Here is an 18190-nt window from a genome sequence, read left to right on the forward strand (position 1 = left end):
TCCGACTTATACCCCAAAATTCGATGTTTTCAAATTTTTGTCATGTACTTAAAAAAATAAGAAGTAATGAAAGACATCATAACATTACTTCTTATGCTCCATAACATTATTTGTTATGCCCTATAACATTACTTGTTATGAGATATAAGATATGAGGTGTGATTTCAATTCAATTCAGCCAATGGGTATATATAAAAGATAAGCCGTATCCTTTATGGGAATCGATGAAAAGTGACAGATGACCTATCTTTCTTTTAATAGGTCATCTGTTATAGAAGTATTGGTTTTTATATAAATCAGTGTAAGATTTTAAATACTAATTCGCGGAGGATATCCCCGTCACTCAGAGAAGAACTTCCGCCTACTCCTTTAGATTTTGCATCCGCATATCGGATTTCACCAATGATTTGCATTGTCTTTACTCCACTATATCGGCGCATGGCAGTCATATAATCTTTCGCTTGCCAGGGAGTTTTTAATCCCAACATATTGGCAATGCCTTGCTCTGACTTTTCCGGTGCATAATAGGCTAACATAAGATTTGAAAAGAAGCTGAAGAGTAAGGATAAAGTCATCTGTATAGGGTTTGTCTTTGGATTTTCCTCAAAATATTTTATTATTTTATTCGCCTTCAGAATGTCTTTTTCAACAATAGCACTGCGTAATTCGAAGTTATTGTAATCTTTACTGATTCCGATATTCTTTTCTATCTGTTCTGGGGTGACTCTTGTATATCCTTTTGGAAGTGTGATAATCAACTTTTCCAGTTCTCCGGTGAGACGGCTTAGATCGGCTCCGACAAAATCTGCCAACATAGCAGTGGCTTTAGGATCCATATCAATACCTTTGCGTTTCATATAAGAAGTGATGAAAGCCGGCAGTTGGGCATCTTTTACTTTCTTTGACTCGAACAAAATGCCGCATCTTTCAATCTCAGCAGCCAATTTTTTTCGTCTATCCAATACACCATGCTTATGACATATTACCAATATAGTAGAGGGCAAAGGTTTTTGCAGATAGAAAGAAAGCTCTTCCATGTTACGAATGTTCTGTGCTTCTTTTACCACTACCACTTGGTGTTCGGACATCATTGGATAACGTTTGGCGGCATTAATGACAGTGGCTATATCTACATCTGCGCCGTACACAACAGTAAGATTGAATTCCTTTTCCGTTTCGGTCAGGATGTTGTCTGTGATGTAATCGGCGATAAGATCAATATAGTAAGGTTCTTCGCCCATAAGATAGTATATGGGACGGTATTGCTTCGCTCTCAACTCCTTGACGATGTCATCATAAGTGATTTCTTGTTTTGCCATATTCTGTTCTTACCAGTCGAATTTCAAATGTTTTACGGTTTTTTTCTCATCGATAATCATACGCAAGGAAGCGATTCCTATTTCAACATGTTCCGCTACATACTTTTGAGTGACCATATTGTCGCTTTTATCGGTTTTTACCCCTTCGGGGATCATAGGCTGGTCGGAAACCAATAGAAGCGCACCTGTTGGAATATGATTGGCAAAGCCACAACTGAACAGAGTCGCGGTTTCCATATCAACCGCCATGGCACGGGTCTTCTTAAGATACTCTTTAAAATCTTCGTCATGCTCCCAAATACGCCGGTTGGTGGTATATACCGTCCCTGTCCAATAGTCGCGAGCATGGTCGCGAATGGAAGATGAAACTGCACGTTGCAACATAAATGCCGGAAGTGCCGGTACCTCCGGGGGAAAGTAGTCATTGGAAGTTCCTTCACCACGTATGGCAGCAATAGGAAGGATAAGATCCCCTATCCGATTTTTCTTGTCGATGCCACCGCATTTGCCCAAAAACAGACAAGCTTTTGGATGGATGGCACTTAATAAATCCATGATAATGGCAGCGTTAGGGCTACCCATACCAAAATTAATAATGGTCATGCCTTCTGCTGAAGCGGATGTCATATTAGCATCTTTTCCAAGAACGGGCACATTGAATTTCTCTGCGAAAATATCGACATATTTATTGAAATTGGTCAACAAGATATATTCTCCGAAGTCTTTCAGAGAACGTTTTGTATACCGAGGCAACCAGTTAGTCACGATTTCTTGCTTTGTTTTCATAAGATTTCATTAAATTTGTTCCTAAATAGAGGAAACGATTATCTAACTTACAAAAATACAATAAAAAGTAAAATCACGAAATTAAACCAGTAGCATTTTCTTGATTTTTGCAATTACATATCTGTTATTATGTTATCATTAAATTTACCTGTATTTGAGGCTAAAGTAACGAGAAAGGATGGAAAGAGCGTTATTTTCGATGTGATACGCCGTCGTTATGTAGCACTCACACCGGAAGAATGGGTACGCCAGCATTTTGTACATTTCTTATTGGATTATAAAGGATATCCGCAAGCGTTGATGGCAAATGAAGTGCAGCTGCAATTGAATGGTACTAAAAAGCGCTGTGATACTGTACTTTACCGACGTAATCTGACAGCACAAATGATTGTGGAATATAAAGCTCCGGACATAGAAATCACGCAAGCCGTGTTCGATCAGATCACCCGTTACAATATGGTATTAAAAGTGGATTATCTGGTGGTAAGCAACGGGATTCAACATTACTGTTGCCGCATAAATTATGAAAATAACAGTTATATGTTCTTGCCAGATATCCCTGATTATCAACTTTTATAAGATTAGAACCCGATACACGCGATCAGGATTCGTTATGAATGAGGCAGTAACTGTATTTTCCTTACTTTATAATATCAATAAACCGTTCCCGCAAATAGTGTGAGGATACTTGCAGGAACGGTTCTATTGGAGAACTACAGATATTAATATTATTCTGTGAGTTTTCTTCTTCTGGTTGGTTTTTCCTTTACTTCTTCCTTGTGTTCGAGGGTTACACCTGCCAATTCCGGGTCGATCATGATACGTCCGCAATATTCGCAAACGATGATTTTCTTACGGGAACGGATATCCAACTGTCTTTGAGGCGGGATTTTATTAAAACATCCACCACAAGCATCACGTTGTACGTATACGATACCCAATCCGTTACGAGAGTTCTTGCGGATACGTTTGAAAGACTGGAGCAGACGCGGTTCGATTTTTGTTTCGAGATCTTTGGCTTTGTCTCTCAACTTTTCTTCTTCCTGCTTGGTTTCGGAGATGATTTCATCCAACTCGTTCTTCTTGGTATCCAAGTCTTTTTGTCTTTCTTCCAGAGCTACTGTGCTCTTTGCAGCTTCTTCGGATTTCTCCTGCTCCTGTGCGGTAAACTCTCTAATTCTCTTTTCGCAGAGTTCCATTTCAAGAGTTTGGAATTCGATCTCTTTGCTCAGGAAATCGTATTCACGGTTGTTACGTACGTTCTCTTGCTGATCTTTATATTTTGCAATAGAAGCTTTAGATGTTTCGATTTCCACCTTCTTGGTAGCGATGGCAGATTTAAGCTCAGCGACTTCTGCCTTAATCCTTTCAATGCGTGTGCTCAGACCGGCTATTTCATCCTCCAAGTCTTGCACTTCCAACGGAAGTTCACCTCTTAACGTCTTGATTTCATCAATCTTAGATAACATGGTCTGCAATTGGAACAGTGCTTTCAATTTCTGTTCCACAGTCAATTCCTGCGGGTCTTTTTTTGCTTCTTTAGCCATTTTATTTATAGATATTTTATGGGGTTGGTGTTTGCTTTGCACTGTTTCAGGGCAAGGCTTGGAAACAACTCCCGGATTATTGTATAGAATATTTCTTTTGTATATTGCTCACTCTCGTAGTGTCCGATCTCTGCCAGGAGGATATCCGTATCATGGCCGAAATAATCGTGATACTTGATTTCTCCAGTGATGAACACGTCTGCGCCACTCCGTATGGCAAGCGGCATCAGAAAAGCTCCGGCTCCTCCACACAAGGCAACAGTCTGTATCTCGCGTCCATTCAGTTTGTTATGCCTCAGGCATTTCACTTCAAAAGTCTTCTTAATGTGTTTCAAAAACTCCAATTCCGTTTCTGGAGTTTCCAGCTCACCGATGACTCCCGCTCCTGCTTGCATCCAATTGTTCTGAAGGGGATACACATCAAATACCGGTTCCTCATAGGGATGAACACTTGACAAAGCTCTGATGGCTTCCGCCTTTTTATAGGCAGGTAGTATAGTTTCTATACGCGTTTCCTTCTCCGTATGCAGATTTCCGATATCTCCACAAAACGGACGGCAACCTGCCTGGGCACGGAAAGTCCCCTCGCCTTCTACATTATAGCTACATGCGTCGTAGTTTCCTATACAGCCACATCCAGCTGCAAATAATGCTTTCCGGACACTCTCCACATGGCTGACCGGAACAAAGGTTACCAATTTCAACAAAGCATTTTCTTTAGGTTCCAACACACGTACGTTGCTCAATCCTATTTTCTCTGCCATTTTGAAATTCACCCCACCCGGCGCATTGTCCAAATTGGTGTGTGCGGAATAAATCACGATATCGTTCTTTATCGCTTTCAGGATACAACGTTCTACATAGTCCCTGCCTGTGATGGATTTGTATCCTTTGAATATCAGCGGGTGGTGGGATATGATGAGATTGTACCCTAATGCTATCGCTTCGTCCAGTACGGCTTCAGTAACGTCAAGACACAACAAAGCCCCTGTTGCTTCCGTCTCTGTCAATCCGATTTGCAAACCGGCATTATCAAATCCGTCTTGCAATGGCAGAGGCGCGAACCGTTCAAGGGCGCTTACTATTTCCTTAATTTTCATTATATATATAGAAAATTTCGGTGCAAATATACGAAAAACATACTAAAGGAACAGGGTTGTTTTACGATTTTTAGTATAAAATGTTCCTTTCTCTCTTCTCTCTCATCACTTCCAGCAGCTTTCCGCTGGCATCGAATGACTTGCGGGAAGCCAGCGAAATAGTGATCATCAGCGAAAGCATGGATGCCGTGAAGGTTATCACCATAATCATCATCTGGTATTTGATGGCTATGTTCGGGCTGCTACCCCCCAGAATTTGCCCGATCATGGTGCCGGGAAGGGCTACCAATCCCATTACAGCAATGTTTGCAATCAGTGGGCTGAACGATTTGATGATCGCCTGCTTGATAAAGGGCGCTTGTGCTTCTGCCCTTGTCGCGCCGTTGCCAAGCAAATAGCGGTAGAGCTGCTGTTCCCGTTTCAGTCCGCTGTAATATGCATTCAGGGCTACGACGTTGCTGGATAGCATATTTCCCATCAGTATACCAAATATCGGTATGAAATATTGCGCGCTGAATACATTCTCCAGTTGCAATACAACGGCAATGAAATACATACCTACGCAGACCACACTACATAAGAAACCTACGGAAATGGGAATGAACAGGACTTTCCGTTTCAGTTGGGTACGCGCCAGTGCGGTTTGGGAAGCAACGAATATCATGATGATGACCCATAGGAAATTTATCCAGGGGTTGTTCCATAGGAACAGGTATTTCAGATAGACGCCGATAAAGAAAAGCTGTACGATCATGCGCGCGACACCAATGACGGTGACCCATAACAGTCCGGTCTTGAACTTCCACAAGTAGAACAACGGAATGATCAGCAAGAGCAATCCGATAGCTAAACTGGCATATGAGATATCAATTGTTTCCACTTTCAAATGGCTTTTATTGCAAGGTTAATTGCCTTTATTACAAGGCTAATTGCTTTTATTATAAGGTTATCATCTGGTTACATCCCTGTGCGAAACTTTGGTCATGAGAAACGGCAAGGATGGCACTCCCCTTTCTCATTTGTTTCCGAAAGAAAGCGAGCACTTTGTCTGCGGAGTCCGGGTCCAATGCCGATGTCGGTTCGTCTACTATCAGCAGTGGCTTCTGCAGCATGGCGGCTACGGCAATCATGATGCGTTGACGCTGTCCGCCGGAGATTTCATTCACACGCTTGTCATACAATTCCTCCTCCAGTCCCAATTCGGAAAAGTATTCGAAGAGCTTGTCGACTGAAAAGGGAGTGCTCCGGTTCGCTTTCAGTCCGAACGGAAGCTGAACCATCTCTTTCACCCATTCGGAAGGGAGTGATAGCTCTTGCGGTATCCATGCCACTTGGCGGCGTACCTGGTCGATGGTTGCTTTCTCCAGCAGAATGTTGTTGACAATGATACGTCCGGTTCTGAGAGGGATAAAGCCCAGGATGGCATTCAGCAAAGAACTTTTTCCCCTTCCCGACTGACCGGAAATACAGGCGATTTCTTCCTCATGCAGTTGTAAGCAAAAGCCGGAGAAAAGTATATCCTCTCCGAAAGCGATGCATGCGTCATCTATTTGTAGTATAGTATCGGTCTCCATTTGCAAGCAAATATAGAAAGGAATTTTGAGAAAACGGTGAATTATTGGCCGAAATAAGTATCTTTGCTATCAATTTTAGTAAAAGTGAAAGTTATGATACAGAACGAACGTACATGCCGACACGAACATGTGTTGAATGTGGCAAGGCAAATGATGACCGCAGCCCGTACCGCCCCGAAGGGTAAAGGTGTTGATATTATTGAAATTGCGATGATTTCCGACGACAGTTTGAAGGTATTGTCGGACAAGATGATTGCTATGGTGGAGGAACATGGGATGAAATTCTTTCTGCGCGATGCGGAAAATATATTGCAGGCAGAGTGTGTCATTATAATAGGTACGCGCGAGCAGGCGCAAGGACTGAACTGCGGACACTGCGGATATCCCACATGTGCGGGCAGACCGGAAGGAGTGCCGTGTGCCGTCAATTCCGTAGATGTAGGAATTGCCATCGGGTCAGCATGCGCTACTGCGGCCGATCTGCGCGTGGACACGCGCGTCATGTTCTCCGCAGGACTTGCCGCACAACGGTTGGGATGGCTTCCCGGTTGCAAATCTGTGTATGCCATTCCGGTCAGCGCATCGTCCAAGAACCCATTCTTCGACCGGAAGCCTAAGGAGGTTAAGCCCTGATAGCTTGCGTTTGCCTATTCATCACTTATGTTTGAATTATTACATTGAAAGATGACAGACTATAAAGAATCAAAGAACACCCTTCCTGCCGAATGGGCGTTGCAAAGCGGCGTGCAGCTGACTTGGCCTCATGCCCATACCGATTGGAACTATATGCTTGCCGAGGTATGCTCATGTTTTACGGCGATTGCCCGCGAAATAGCGGAACGCGAAATCCTCCTCATTGTGACTCCCGAACCGGATGAAGTCAGAAAGCAAATCTCAGCGACTGTCAATATGGCCAATGTCCGCTTCCTGAAGTGCCAGACCAATGACACTTGGGCGCGCGACCACGGTGCAATCACCTTGCTTGATGAAGGAACGCCATCCCTCCTTGATTTTACGTTCAATGGTTGGGGACTGAAATTTGCTTCCGACAAGGACAATCTGATTACCCGCCAGGCGATTGAGGCAGGTGTCATGCATGGGCGTTATGTCAACCGCCTTGGTTTTGTGCTCGAAGGAGGCTCTATCGAGAGTGACGGGCAAGGGACATTGCTTACCACTTCCCAATGCCTGCTCTCGCCCAACCGCAACGGACAGATGAACCGTGATGAAATAGAGGCGTACCTTTGTTCCGAATTCCGCCTGCAACGTGTGCTTTGGCTGGATCATGGATATCTGGCCGGAGACGATACGGACAGTCATGTGGATACGCTCGCACGCTTCTGTTCTCCGAACACCATCGCTTATGTGCAATGCACGGATACGCAGGACGAGCATTACGAGGCTCTTCGCCGGATGGAAGAGCAACTGAAAACTTTCCGCACCGCAGATGGGGCGCCTTATCGCCTGCTGCCTTTGCCCATGGCAGATAGGATTGAAGAAGATGGAGAACGCCTTCCTGCCACATACGCCAACTTCCTGATTATGAATAGCGCAGTACTTTACCCTACTTACTGTCAACAGGAAAATGACGCCCGTGCCAAGGAAGTCCTGCAAGAGGCTTTTCCGAACCATGAGATTATCGGAATCGACTGCCGGGCATTGATCAGACAGCACGGTTCACTGCATTGCGTAACGATGCAATACCCTACAGGCGTATTAGGTTGAGAGAATGATAATTTGATTGAGAATATAAATAAGAAGAAAAGAGATATGAGAAAAATAAAAGTCGGTATTATCCAGCAAGCCAACACGTCGGATCTTCGCACCAATCTGATGAATCTTGCCGAGAGCATAGCAGCATGTGCCGCACATGGTGCACAGCTGGTCGTGTTGCAGGAGTTGCACAATTCCTTGTATTTCTGCCAGACCGAAAACACGAATCTGTTCGATTTGGCGGAGACGATTCCCGGACCTTCCACCGGGTTTTATTCGGAACTGGCTGCCGCTAATAAGATCGTATTGGTAACTTCCCTATTCGAGAAGCGTGCTCCGGGAATCTATCATAACACGGCAGTCGTTTTCGATCGGGACGGAAGCATTGCCGGTAAGTACCGCAAAATGCACATTCCGGATGATCCTGCCTATTATGAAAAGTTCTATTTCACTCCCGGCGATATCGGATTTGAACCGATCCAGACTTCCATTGGGAAACTGGGTGTGCTGGTCTGCTGGGACCAGTGGTATCCGGAAGCAGCCCGCCTCATGGCTCTGAAAGGCGCCGAACTGCTGATATATCCCACTGCCATCGGTTGGGAAAGCACGGATACCGATGAAGAAAAAGCCCGCCAGCTCAATGCTTGGATCATTTCGCAACGGGCTCACGCCGTAGCCAACGGATTGCCGGTCATATCGGTCAACCGCGTAGGACACGAACCCGACCCGTCGATGCAGACGAATGGGATTCTGTTCTGGGGCAATAGTTTTGTTGCCGGACCGCAGGGCGAGATGCTGGCACAAGCAGGAAACGACCGTCCGGAAAATATGGTAGTGGAAATAGATATGGAACGTTCGGAGAATGTCCGTCGTTGGTGGCCTTTCCTGCGCGACAGGCGTATCGACGAATATGGAGGACTGACGAAACGCTTCCTCGACTAAGAAAAAATCGTCTCACGGGACGGATAATTTCGTCTCGTGAGACAAAAAAATCCGTCCCATGAGACGAATTCCACCGGCTTACGAGACGAAAATATTCGTCCCGTGAGACAAATTTTATCAGTTTACGAAGCGAAAGTCACTTTCTTATTCATCATAAAGTTTACCCCTCCATAGATGAATAATCCCAAGAACTGGGCAAGATATTCATTGCAATGCACCCCTTCTACCAGCATCACCAAAAACAGGAATTGCGCCATGTACGCCATCCCGAAGGCAATAGAAAAGAGTAACACCTGTTTCCAAGTGTTACCCTTCTTCTCTTTATCCAAAGGAAATATCCAGTGCTTGCACCATATAAAGTTATGGGTCTGCGCAATGACGTATGCTGTGATATTCGAGAACATATAGTCCACGTTCAGCACATCCATCATCATCCAGATGACTACAGCCGTAATCAGCGCATTCAGTGTGCCGATTATCGCAAAGCGGAGGATGCGTCTGGACTCTCTCACAGCAGGATATTTACTTATTCCTTTATATCAACGACCAGATTCAATTCGTCCAACTGGGATTGATCCAATACGGACGGAGCATCCAGCATCACATCGCGACCGCTGTTATTCTTGGGGAATGCGATACAGTCGCGGATGCTGTCCAGACCGGCGAAGAGAGATACCCAACGGTCCAATCCGTAAGCCAATCCGCCGTGAGGAGGCGCACCATATTTGAACGCATTCATCAGGAAGCCGAACTGTTCCTCCGCTTTCTCAGGAGTGAAGCCCAGGATTTCGAACATCTTTGCCTGCAATTTCGGATCGTGGATACGGATGGAACCGCCACCAACTTCCACACCATTGATGACCATATCATACGCATCGGCACGCACAGCAGCAGGATCGGTATCCAGCAGGGCGATGTCTTCATCTTTCGGATGCGTGAAAGGATGGTGCATAGCCATCAGGCGGTTTTCCTGTTCGCTCCATTCAAACATCGGGAAATCGACTATCCACAGGCATGCGAACGTATTCTTGTCGCGCAATCCTAATTGGTTACCCATCTCCAGACGGAGTTCGCAGAGTTGCTTGCGCGTCTTCATCGCATCGTCGCCGCTCAATATCAGGATAAGGTCGCCGAGTTTGGCACCGAAGGCCTCTTTCATCTTTTGCAGTACTTCCTGCGTATAGAACTTGTCGACGCTCGATTTCACTGTTCCGTCGGCTTCGATACGCGCATATACCATGCCTTTTGCACCGATTTGCGGTCTCTTTACAAACTCTGTCAGGGCATCCAGCTGCTTGCGGGTGTAGTGTGCCGCACCTTCTGCGCAGATACCGCCGATGTATGCAGCGTTATCAAATACGGAGAAACCGTAACCTTTCAGGATATCCATCAGTTCCACGAACTTCATGCCGAAGCGCAAGTCGGGTTTGTCGCTACCATAATACTTCATGGCGTCCGCCCACGGCATGCGCTGGAACTCACCTTCCAGTTCTATTCCGCGTATTTTCTTGAAAAGGTATTTGGTCATGCCCTCAAACAGGTTGATGATGTCATCCTGCTCTACGAAAGACATTTCGCAGTCTATCTGTGTAAACTCCGGTTGACGGTCGGCACGAAGGTCTTCATCGCGGAAACATTTCGCGATCTGGAAGTAACGGTCGAAGCCGGAAACCATTAGCAACTGCTTCAAGGTCTGTGGGCTTTGCGGAAGCGCGTAAAACTGTCCCGGATTCATGCGCGAGGGCACAACGAAATCGCGGGCGCCTTCGGGGGTAGAGCCTACCAGTACGGGAGTTTCCACTTCAATGAAACCTTGGCTGTCCAAGTACTGGCGTACTTCGATCGTCATTTTATGGCGAAGCTCCAGGTTTTTGCGTACGGAAGGACGGCGCAGGTCCAGATAACGGAATTTCATACGGATATCGTCGCCGCCATCCGTATTGTCTTCGATGGTGAAAGGAGGGGTTTGCGCTGCGTTCAGCACCTTCAGTTCCGACACAATGATTTCAATGTCTCCGGTCGGAATGTTCGCATTCTTGCTGAAACGCTCGTTTACTGTTCCGGTGATCTGGATGACAAATTCACGGCCTAAGTGGTTGGCATTTTCGCAGAGTGCCGCGTCCACTTCTTCGTTGAAGACTAACTGGGTGATGCCATAGCGGTCGCGGAGGTCTACGAAAGTCATGCCTCCCATCTTGCGGCTGCGTTGCACCCAACCTGCCAGCGTTACTTGCTTGTTGACATCGGAGATACGAAGTTCCCCGCAGGTATGTGTTCTAAACATCTTTTTTATGAATGATTTAATAAGTTACAATTCATTATTCAGTCCGTGCCGTTCTCAAAGTACGTCACTTCTGTTATCGGTTTGCAAAAATACAGATTTATTTTATAAAAAACTTAGAAACTGTTTTGATTTTCTTTCAGCTTCCTTCTGAGAGTTATTTTTGCGGATTTTTATCTGTTTTCAAGAGGAGCATAGCGGGCTATGTGACGAAGGGAAACAGATAAAAAGACCGAAAATAAACTCAGAAAGGGCTGAGGGAACCTTTAAAAAAGAAAATTAAAACAGTTTCTTAGATTTTCGTTAACTTCTTAATCTGTTCCTTGCTCTTGTTGATCTGCTCTCTGCTCTTGTCCAATATCATCTTGTTCTTTTGAGCGATATCTTCCACGATGGCTTCATTGATCTGTTTCAGTCCGTTGATGTAGTCTTGCGCCCGTTGCAATACGTTCGAAGAATCCTTCTCGGCATAAGGCGGAACGATGACCTGTAGTTCTTCCTTGAACACTTTTACCTCAATATCCTCTCCCATCATCATCGGGTCTCCGTCAAAGTGTACCACTCCCGGTTTAGTGCGATGAATGCGCAACTTCCGGCAACGGAAAGTTTTGATGCGACTGTTCTGGTCTATCGTCTTGTTGAACAACTGGAAGGAGAGCGAAGGTACATCCAGCACGGTGAAAGGTTCCAATATCGTCACATCCAGCAGTCCGTCCGTCAGGGTTGCCTGCGGGGCAATGTAGGCATTGTTGCCATATTGCGAGGCGTTGCCGCAGGCTATGAGGAACGCTTTATACTTCAAAGTGCCGTCTTCCGTCTCCAGCTCGTAGGTTTCAGGTTGGTACTTCAGGCTTTCCAGTAGGGTCTTTTCCAAATAAGTGAGGGGTCCTCTCCTGCCCGCTTTTGCAAACTTCAGGCTGACGAAAGCATCGAAGCCCACTCCACACGTACAGAAGAAAGGCACATCATTGATCTTTCCGTAGTCGATGACATCCAGCACTCCTCCGTTGATGATTTCAATCGCCCGTTTGGAGTCCATCGGGATTTGCAGATGGCGTGCCAATCCGTTCCCCGAACCGCAGGGAATGATTCCCAGTGCCGTCTTTGTGTGCACCAGCGAACGGGCTATTTCGTTGATCGTGCCGTCTCCGCCGATTGCCACTACGGCAAATTCGTTCTCCTTCGCCTTTTGTGCGGCGATTTCGATGGCATGCCCGGCATATTCCGTATATACTATTTCCGAAAGAAACTTCATACGGTCCAGCTTCTCATCGAGCAGGTGAAGGATGTGTTCTTTGCTCTGGGTGCCGGATTTCGGGTTCACGATGAATGATATTTTCTTTTTTTCTGCGTCCATGCAAGGTAATTTCACTATGCAATTATTCGAATGGCAAAAATAATACAAATACTTGAATTTTCAGGCATGGAGTGAACGTTAATGCATAACGAGGTATATTTTTTTATCAGAAAAAGAACATATAAAAACATATTTTGCTATCTTTGCCCCCTGTTTTTAAAAGGATTATAATTAAGAATTAAATATTTCATACTATTAATAGAGATTTCATGGGATTACTACAAGACAAATTAGCGAAATACGACTTGCCGCAACAATACATGGCAATGGGCGTATATCCCTATTTCCGTACGATCGACAGCCATCAGGATACTGAGGTGTTGATGGATGGAAAAAAAGTCCTGATGTTCGGCTCGAATGCCTATACGGGACTGACTTACGATAAAAGAATCATAGATGCTGCCAAAGCTGCTACAGATAAGTATGGTACCGGTTGTGCCGGCTCCCGTTTGCTGAACGGAACTCTTGATATACACGTAGAGCTGGAAAAGGAATTGGCAGAGTTCGTAGGAAAAGATGAAGCTCTTTGCTTCTCCACCGGGTTTACGGTGAACGAAGGAGTCATTCCCCAACTGACAGGACGCAACGATTATATCATCTGTGACGACCGCGTACACGCTTCTATTGTGGACGGCCGCCGTCTTTCTTTCTCTACACAGTTGAAGTATAAGCACAATGATATGGCTGAACTGGAGAAGGAACTCCAAAGATGCGAGCCGGATGCTATCAAGCTGATCGTGGTGGACAGTGTGTTCTCTATGGAAGGCGACCTTGCCAACTTGCCGGAGATCGTACGTCTGAAGAAGAAATATAACGCCAGCATCATGGTAGACGAGGCACATGGCTTGGGTGTCTTCGGAAGACAAGGTCGCGGAGTATGCGACCACTTCGGAGTAACTAAGGACATTGACCTGATTATGGGTACTTTCAGCAAGTCATTAGCTTCTATCGGTGGGTTTGTGGCAGGAGATTCTTCCGTCATCAACTGGTTGCGCCACAATGCACGTTCCTATATCTTCCAGGCAAGTAATACGCCTGCCGCTACGGCTGCTGCCCGCGAAGCCCTGCACATTATCATGAACGAACCGGAACGTCAGCAACGTTTGTGGGACATCACTAACTATGCCTTGAAGAAATTCCGCGATGCAGGTTTCGAAATCGGCGAGACAGAGTCCCCTATCATACCGTTGTATGTGCGTGATGCTGAGAAAACGTTTGTGGTAACCAAGATGGCGTTCGACGAAGGTATCTTTATCAATCCGGTGATTCCGCCCGCATGTGCTCCGCAAGATACGTTGGTACGCGTAGCGCTGATGGCTACCCACACTAAAGAGCAAGTGGACTATGCCGTTGAGAAGTTGACGAAATGCTTCCGCGAATTGGGCATAATTAAATAAAGATTCTCTATAAATCAGATAAATAAAAGAAAGACTGCCTCCGGAAAAAGGCAGTCTTTTTTTATGGGAACTATGAAATTATATAATAAACAGGAGGCAACACAACGCATGAATGCCCTGGCTGGCAACGCAACGCCGTTTGTCTTTCTGATAGACTACTTACAGGAACAGATTTACGTGGAAGAAGTAAAGGAGATCTCTTCTGCGGAACTACTGTACAACCTGAATGGATTTACGAACGAAAGCAGCGGACGCCCCCTGCAACCGCGAGCGTTGCCGAAGCAAATCGTATGGTGTCCCGGCCCCATCCCCTTCGAGACGTACGAACATGCGTTCGGACACGTCAAAAAGAACATCCTTGCGGGAAACAGTTTCCTCACAAACCTGACGTCGCGTACTCCGGTACACACCAATCTGACCTTGGAAGACCTCTATTTCCACTCCCGTGCCCTGTATAAACTATGGATGAAGGGACGGTTTGTCGTGTTCTCGCCGGAGATTTTCGTCCGGATAACCGACGGGATTATCTCCTCCTATCCCATGAAAGGAACGATTGACGCTACCCTGCCCGACGCCCGGCGCACACTGCTGGAAGATGAGAAAGAGGCGGCAGAACACGCCACGATTGTGGATCTGATTAGGAACGACCTGAGCATCGTGGCTTCCCACGTCAGGGTCAAACACTACCGTTATGTCGACGTCATACACACCAACCGAGGCCCTATCCTGCAAACCAGTTCGGAGATATGCGGCAAACTGCCCGAGAGATATGAATCCCGCTTGGGCGACATCCTTTTCAGCATGTTGCCTGCCGGCTCCATCACCGGTGCGCCCAAGCCGAAGACGATGCAGATTATCCGTGAAGCCGAAGGATACGAGCGCGGTTTCTACACGGGCATTACCGGCTACTTCGACGGAAGCCGCCTGGACAGTGCCGTGATGATCCGTTTTGTGGAGCAGCAACCCGATGGATTCTATTTCAAAAGTGGCGGAGGCATCACCTTCAAGAGCGATGCCCGCAGCGAATATGAAGAAATGAAACAGAAAGTATATGTGCCGATTTATTGAAACCATACAGGTGCGCGACGGTGAATTGCAGCATCTTAGCCATCACAACCGGAGACTGAACGAGACGCGGAAAGCAGTTTTTGGCGTCTCGGAACAGCTGGATATCCGGAAGTACGTAGCAGAGTGTCCGGCAGACGGAATACAGAAATGCCGCATCGTGTACGACAGGGAAATACGTGAAGTCACTTTTTCGCCTTACCGAATGAGGCAGGTGCAGTCGCTCCGGTTGGTACGTGCCGATACGGCAGACTACCGTTACAAGAGCGCGGACCGGAGTGAATTGGAGGCATTATATTCCCTTCGTGGGAATCAGGATGACGTGCTGATTGTCAGAAACCGTCTTCTGACGGATACTTCCATTGCCAACGTGGCATTAGAAAAAGGGGGAGCCTGGTACACCCCTGCGACTCCCCTCCTGAAAGGGACAAAGCGTGCCTGGCTGTTGGAACAGGGCACGCTGAAGGAGCGTGATATCCCGGCAGACGACGTTTATTCCTACTCCCGCATTGCCTTATTCAATGCGATGATTGATTTCGGTGCCTTGGTCCTGGATATCAACCGGGATACGATCATTCCTGTTTGATGCTATCTACAGGGTTGTTTCTTGCCGCCCGATAGCTATTGAGGCATACCGTGAATAGGGTGATGCCGACAGTAAACAGTAGCGGGAACAGGAAGTGGATGATTTCCGGATGCACGCGATAGGCAAACTGCTGTAGCCAACCCTCCATCGCATAGCAGACCACAGGGACAGTCAGCACGAAAGCAATGCCTATATAGCGTATGAACGGACGGTTGACGAGCCACAGGATCTGCCGGAAAGAAGCACCGTGGATCTTACGAATCCCTATCTCACGAATCCGCTGGCGGATGGCATAATACGTGATGCCGAACAGACCGAACAGGGTAAGGAACAGGCTGATAGAAGCATACATCAGCAGAAGGCGGGAGAAATCGGCCACTTCCTGATTGCTTGACATCAATATCCGGTAAGGTTCTTTATACTCGAACGGAATATCGGGGTACCGCTTCTCCCAAAGTTCGCGGAGACAACGGATTGCCGCCGTGCGGAACTTTTCATCTATCTTTATCGTCAACGTAGTGTAGTCCTGTTGCGGCGTGTCGCGGAGAAGCATCCTCATCGGCGAAACGTTGTCGGTGAGCGAATACTTCTTGAAGTCTTTCACGACTCCGACAATCGTTCCATCCATGTCCATGCCGGAAACATATTTGGAGACAGGCTGTCCCGTCGGGGCTTCGTCTGTAGGAACGAGATAGCGGACGAACGCTTCATTCACCACCACCGGCACGGGAATGTGCGCCAACATGCCGGTGGTCTGTCCGGCGTCCAGTAACTCAAGATGATATATGGACAGGAAATCCATGCCGTTCTCGTAGAGTTCCAACATCAGCAGGTCCTTGTCCGTACCCTCTTGACGGGGTACAGCCACGCTCATCGGATAAAGTCCCGACCGCGAGAAGGCAACATGCTCTACTCCGTCCGTCCGCCTGATCTCTTCCGCCCACATCTGCAAAGGAGAGTGCACGGGAAGGACGGAGTCATCCATGCCCAACTCTATGATTCCTTTGTAGCGGCTCCCCTCCTGCTCTATCAAACCCATCTGGCTGCGGATGACCATAAAGGCACTCAGCAGGCACATAGAAATAACGAACTGCAGGGTAACCAGCGTAGCAACGATCCGCTGTTTCTTACGTCCGGTAAAGAAACTCCGGTAACTGCTCTCGGACAGTGTGCGTATTTTCCGACTCATGTATTGCGCCGGTATCACCGAAAATACAACCACAAACAGCAGGAGAACCGGAAAGACCTGACCGGAAAAAAGATATGCGAACGACAACTTTGCAGCGACCGTCGCATTGAAGGCAGCCATCAGGTCGTTCATCAGCAAGACGGACAGAAGGAATGCGGCAATCACCATCAGGAAAGTGTCGGCAAAGAGTTGCCAACAGATATGGCGGCGGGTGGCTCCCAAAAGACATTCGATATGCAAAGTGCGTATCTGCCGCAGTAGACGCGAGAAGCTCAGGTTGACATAGTTGAAACAACCGATAAACAGGAAAGAGTTGCAAACTCAATGATGATGACATGATGGAAATGCAGACATTGGCATCCGAGATTCTTGAAATGGAGCGAGGACAATCCAAAGCCGAGACTGGCAAGGAGCATTTTGAACGTAACGACTTCATCCTTGAAAGACAGAAATCCGAACTCCGTAATTTGGATGCCGTAAGGCGATACAAAGAGTATCAGGTGAAGGTTGCCGAGCAGGAGGTTTTGGAAGCAGAGAGTATAACACAAGCCCTACGTGATGAAGCCCTGCAAAAAGAGAAGCAGAATGAAATGCTCGACAAGGCCATCAGTGATAAACGATCCAAACTGAACAAGGAGAAAGGAAGTCAATTGCTCGGTGCTGTTGCTGATTGGGCTACAGGAAAGTCCAAAGCTCTAAAAGGCGATATTGAGGACTTGAAACTTGATTTGGCGGAAGCACGCGAAGCTATAGCCGAAGAACGCAAACGGACACAGGCTGAAACCGCCAAGCTCGAAGACTATAAGAAATCAGTTGCACAGCAGATGGAGAGTGCCGTTCGCAATGCTGTACTTAAAAAGGATGATGAGATTCGCAATTTGAAAGACCGTCTTTCGTGGAGAGACAAGATGCTGAGGATATTTACAAAAATCCTAATGCAAAGTAATGGTACTTTCAGAAAAGCTGTCGATTCAATCATCAGTTTTGCCAAGGATACATATCGCAGCATCTTCAGCCGAGAGGAATCAAAGACCATCAAAAGTGTGATGGAAGCCTTTGGCAAAGACAAGGAGGATTACAGAGCTATCGGAACTTTCCTCGTATTCACAGCAGACAAGAAAGAAAATCTATCCAATAGCGAGTACAGCAAGGCTGTTCGCGAAGTGGATGATGTTGCTATCGGCAGATATGAACAGGTTCAAAAGCGTGGAAATTCAATGAAAATGTAATGCAAAAAACTTTAGTAGATGACAAAAATTGAATTTTGTCGGTTATATTGTTGATTTTTAATTAGTTATTTCTTGCAAAAGTCCCTGAAAATTAGTAACTTTAAA

Annotated in this window: 18 protein-coding genes; 8 read left to right on the top strand and 10 right to left on the bottom strand. The window is 46.5% G+C overall.

Annotated features, from left to right (window positions below; all coding sequences use genetic code 11):
- Window positions 1–296: 296 nt before the first annotated feature.
- Both holA and QZ323_RS12885 read right to left on the bottom strand, forming a co-directional pair.
- On the bottom strand, window positions 297–1319 hold the full coding sequence (holA, locus tag QZ323_RS12880) for a DNA polymerase III subunit delta (RefSeq protein WP_294635099.1): 1023 nt from the start codon (window positions 1317–1319) through the stop codon (window positions 297–299).
- Window positions 1320–1328: 9 nt separating this feature from the next.
- The gene (locus tag QZ323_RS12885) at window positions 1329–2105 is read right to left on the bottom strand and encodes an AMP nucleosidase (RefSeq protein ID WP_294635101.1); all 777 of its coding nucleotides are present in this window, start codon (window positions 2103–2105) and stop codon (window positions 1329–1331) included.
- Window positions 2106–2234: 129 nt separating this feature from the next.
- Between QZ323_RS12885 and QZ323_RS12890 the strand changes: the two genes are divergently transcribed.
- Window positions 2235–2684 (top strand): type I restriction enzyme HsdR N-terminal domain-containing protein, encoded by a 450-nt coding sequence (locus QZ323_RS12890; RefSeq protein ID WP_294635102.1) that lies wholly within the window; start codon window positions 2235–2237, stop codon window positions 2682–2684.
- Between the two features lie 149 nt (window positions 2685–2833).
- On the opposite strand, the gene QZ323_RS12895 is transcribed toward QZ323_RS12890, so the two are convergent.
- The 4 genes from QZ323_RS12895 to QZ323_RS12910 form a co-directional block, all read right to left on the bottom strand.
- The gene (locus QZ323_RS12895) at window positions 2834–3652 is read right to left on the bottom strand and encodes a C4-type zinc ribbon domain-containing protein (protein WP_294635103.1); all 819 of its coding nucleotides are present in this window, start codon (window positions 3650–3652) and stop codon (window positions 2834–2836) included.
- Window positions 3653–3657: 5 nt separating this feature from the next.
- On the bottom strand, window positions 3658–4752 hold the full coding sequence (locus QZ323_RS12900) for a Nif3-like dinuclear metal center hexameric protein (protein ID WP_294635104.1): 1095 nt from the start codon (window positions 4750–4752) through the stop codon (window positions 3658–3660).
- Window positions 4753–4822: 70 nt separating this feature from the next.
- Complete coding sequence (locus QZ323_RS12905; RefSeq protein WP_294635105.1) at window positions 4823–5632, bottom strand: ABC transporter permease; 810 nt, start codon at window positions 5630–5632, stop codon at window positions 4823–4825.
- Between the two features lie 58 nt (window positions 5633–5690).
- Window positions 5691–6311: an ATP-binding cassette domain-containing protein gene (locus tag QZ323_RS12910; RefSeq protein ID WP_294635119.1), complete on the bottom strand. Its 621-nt coding sequence runs from the start codon at window positions 6309–6311 to the stop codon at window positions 5691–5693.
- Between the two features lie 108 nt (window positions 6312–6419).
- Between QZ323_RS12910 and QZ323_RS12915 the strand changes: the two genes are divergently transcribed.
- From QZ323_RS12915 to QZ323_RS12925, 3 genes are read left to right on the top strand one after another with little or no spacing between them, the layout of a single operon-like run.
- Entirely contained in the window at window positions 6420–6959 is a 540-nt protein-coding gene (locus QZ323_RS12915; protein WP_294635107.1) for a DUF2148 domain-containing protein, read from the top strand.
- 51 nt (window positions 6960–7010) lie between these two features.
- Window positions 7011–8051 carry an agmatine deiminase family protein gene (locus QZ323_RS12920; protein WP_294635108.1) on the top strand — a complete coding sequence of 347 codons (1041 nt, stop codon included), beginning with the start codon at window positions 7011–7013 and terminating at the stop codon, window positions 8049–8051.
- 45 nt (window positions 8052–8096) lie between these two features.
- The gene (locus QZ323_RS12925; RefSeq protein ID WP_294635109.1) at window positions 8097–8981 is read left to right on the top strand and encodes a carbon-nitrogen hydrolase; all 885 of its coding nucleotides are present in this window, start codon (window positions 8097–8099) and stop codon (window positions 8979–8981) included.
- A 122-nt stretch (window positions 8982–9103) separates the two neighbouring features.
- Here the strand turns inward: QZ323_RS12925 and QZ323_RS12930 are convergent, their stop codons facing one another.
- The 3 genes from QZ323_RS12930 to QZ323_RS12940 form a co-directional block, all read right to left on the bottom strand.
- Entirely contained in the window at window positions 9104–9493 is a 390-nt protein-coding gene (locus QZ323_RS12930; RefSeq protein ID WP_294635110.1) for a GtrA family protein, read from the bottom strand.
- 14 nt (window positions 9494–9507) lie between these two features.
- Window positions 9508–11265, bottom strand: coding sequence for an aspartate--tRNA ligase (aspS, locus tag QZ323_RS12935; RefSeq protein ID WP_294635111.1), 1758 nt, complete (start codon window positions 11263–11265; stop codon window positions 9508–9510).
- A 289-nt stretch (window positions 11266–11554) separates the two neighbouring features.
- A complete protein-coding gene (locus QZ323_RS12940) occupies window positions 11555–12619 on the bottom strand; it encodes a diacylglycerol kinase family lipid kinase (protein ID WP_294635113.1) in 1065 nt (354 codons plus the stop codon).
- 209 nt (window positions 12620–12828) lie between these two features.
- Between QZ323_RS12940 and QZ323_RS12945 the strand changes: the two genes are divergently transcribed.
- The 3 genes from QZ323_RS12945 (at window position 12829) to QZ323_RS12955 (ending at window position 15667) form a co-directional block, all read left to right on the top strand.
- The gene (locus tag QZ323_RS12945) at window positions 12829–14016 is read left to right on the top strand and encodes an aminotransferase class I/II-fold pyridoxal phosphate-dependent enzyme (protein ID WP_294635114.1); all 1188 of its coding nucleotides are present in this window, start codon (window positions 12829–12831) and stop codon (window positions 14014–14016) included.
- 72 nt (window positions 14017–14088) lie between these two features.
- Window positions 14089–15084, top strand: a complete 996-nt coding sequence (locus QZ323_RS12950; RefSeq protein WP_294635120.1) for an aminodeoxychorismate synthase component I — start codon at window positions 14089–14091, stop codon at window positions 15082–15084.
- Complete coding sequence (locus QZ323_RS12955; protein WP_294635115.1) at window positions 15068–15667, top strand: aminotransferase class IV family protein; 600 nt, start codon at window positions 15068–15070, stop codon at window positions 15665–15667. The genes QZ323_RS12950 and QZ323_RS12955 overlap by 17 nt, the downstream gene beginning before the upstream one ends.
- Here QZ323_RS12955 and QZ323_RS12960 read toward each other — a convergent pair.
- Complete coding sequence (locus QZ323_RS12960; RefSeq protein ID WP_363175150.1) at window positions 15654–17162, bottom strand: FtsX-like permease family protein; 1509 nt, start codon at window positions 17160–17162, stop codon at window positions 15654–15656. The two genes, QZ323_RS12955 and QZ323_RS12960, sit on opposite strands and share 14 nt — an antisense overlap.
- A gap of 29 nt (window positions 17163–17191) precedes the next feature.
- Between QZ323_RS12960 and QZ323_RS12965 the strand changes: the two genes are divergently transcribed.
- Window positions 17192–18085, top strand: coding sequence for a hypothetical protein (locus QZ323_RS12965; RefSeq protein ID WP_294635117.1), 894 nt, complete (start codon window positions 17192–17194; stop codon window positions 18083–18085).
- The last annotated feature ends 105 nt before the right edge of the window (window positions 18086–18190 follow it).

The organism is uncultured Bacteroides sp., assembly GCF_910585845.1.
GTDB lineage: Bacteria > Bacteroidota > Bacteroidia > Bacteroidales > Bacteroidaceae > Bacteroides.

Bases quoted from the DNA above. Each gene is read 5' to 3' on its own strand.
- QZ323_RS12945 (WP_294635114.1), top strand. From the start codon at position 12,829: ATGGGATTACTACAAGACAAATTAGCGAAATACGACTTGCCGCAACAA.
- aspS (WP_294635111.1), bottom strand. From the start codon at position 11,265: ATGTTTAGAACACATACCTGCGGGGAACTTCGTATCTCCGATGTCAAC.
- QZ323_RS12890 (WP_294635102.1), top strand. From the start codon at position 2,235: ATGTTATCATTAAATTTACCTGTATTTGAGGCTAAAGTAACGAGAAAG.
- QZ323_RS12885 (WP_294635101.1), bottom strand. From the start codon at position 2,105: ATGAAAACAAAGCAAGAAATCGTGACTAACTGGTTGCCTCGGTATACA.
- QZ323_RS12965 (WP_294635117.1), top strand. From the start codon at position 17,192: ATGATGGAAATGCAGACATTGGCATCCGAGATTCTTGAAATGGAGCGA.
- QZ323_RS12950 (WP_294635120.1), top strand. From the start codon at position 14,089: ATGAAATTATATAATAAACAGGAGGCAACACAACGCATGAATGCCCTG.
- QZ323_RS12895 (WP_294635103.1), bottom strand. From the start codon at position 3,652: ATGGCTAAAGAAGCAAAAAAAGACCCGCAGGAATTGACTGTGGAACAG.
- QZ323_RS12915 (WP_294635107.1), top strand. From the start codon at position 6,420: ATGATACAGAACGAACGTACATGCCGACACGAACATGTGTTGAATGTG.
- QZ323_RS12940 (WP_294635113.1), bottom strand. From the start codon at position 12,619: ATGGACGCAGAAAAAAAGAAAATATCATTCATCGTGAACCCGAAATCC.
- QZ323_RS12955 (WP_294635115.1), top strand. From the start codon at position 15,068: ATGTGCCGATTTATTGAAACCATACAGGTGCGCGACGGTGAATTGCAG.
- holA (WP_294635099.1), bottom strand. From the start codon at position 1,319: ATGGCAAAACAAGAAATCACTTATGATGACATCGTCAAGGAGTTGAGA.
- QZ323_RS12925 (WP_294635109.1), top strand. From the start codon at position 8,097: ATGAGAAAAATAAAAGTCGGTATTATCCAGCAAGCCAACACGTCGGAT.
- QZ323_RS12900 (WP_294635104.1), bottom strand. From the start codon at position 4,752: ATGAAAATTAAGGAAATAGTAAGCGCCCTTGAACGGTTCGCGCCTCTG.
- QZ323_RS12920 (WP_294635108.1), top strand. From the start codon at position 7,011: ATGACAGACTATAAAGAATCAAAGAACACCCTTCCTGCCGAATGGGCG.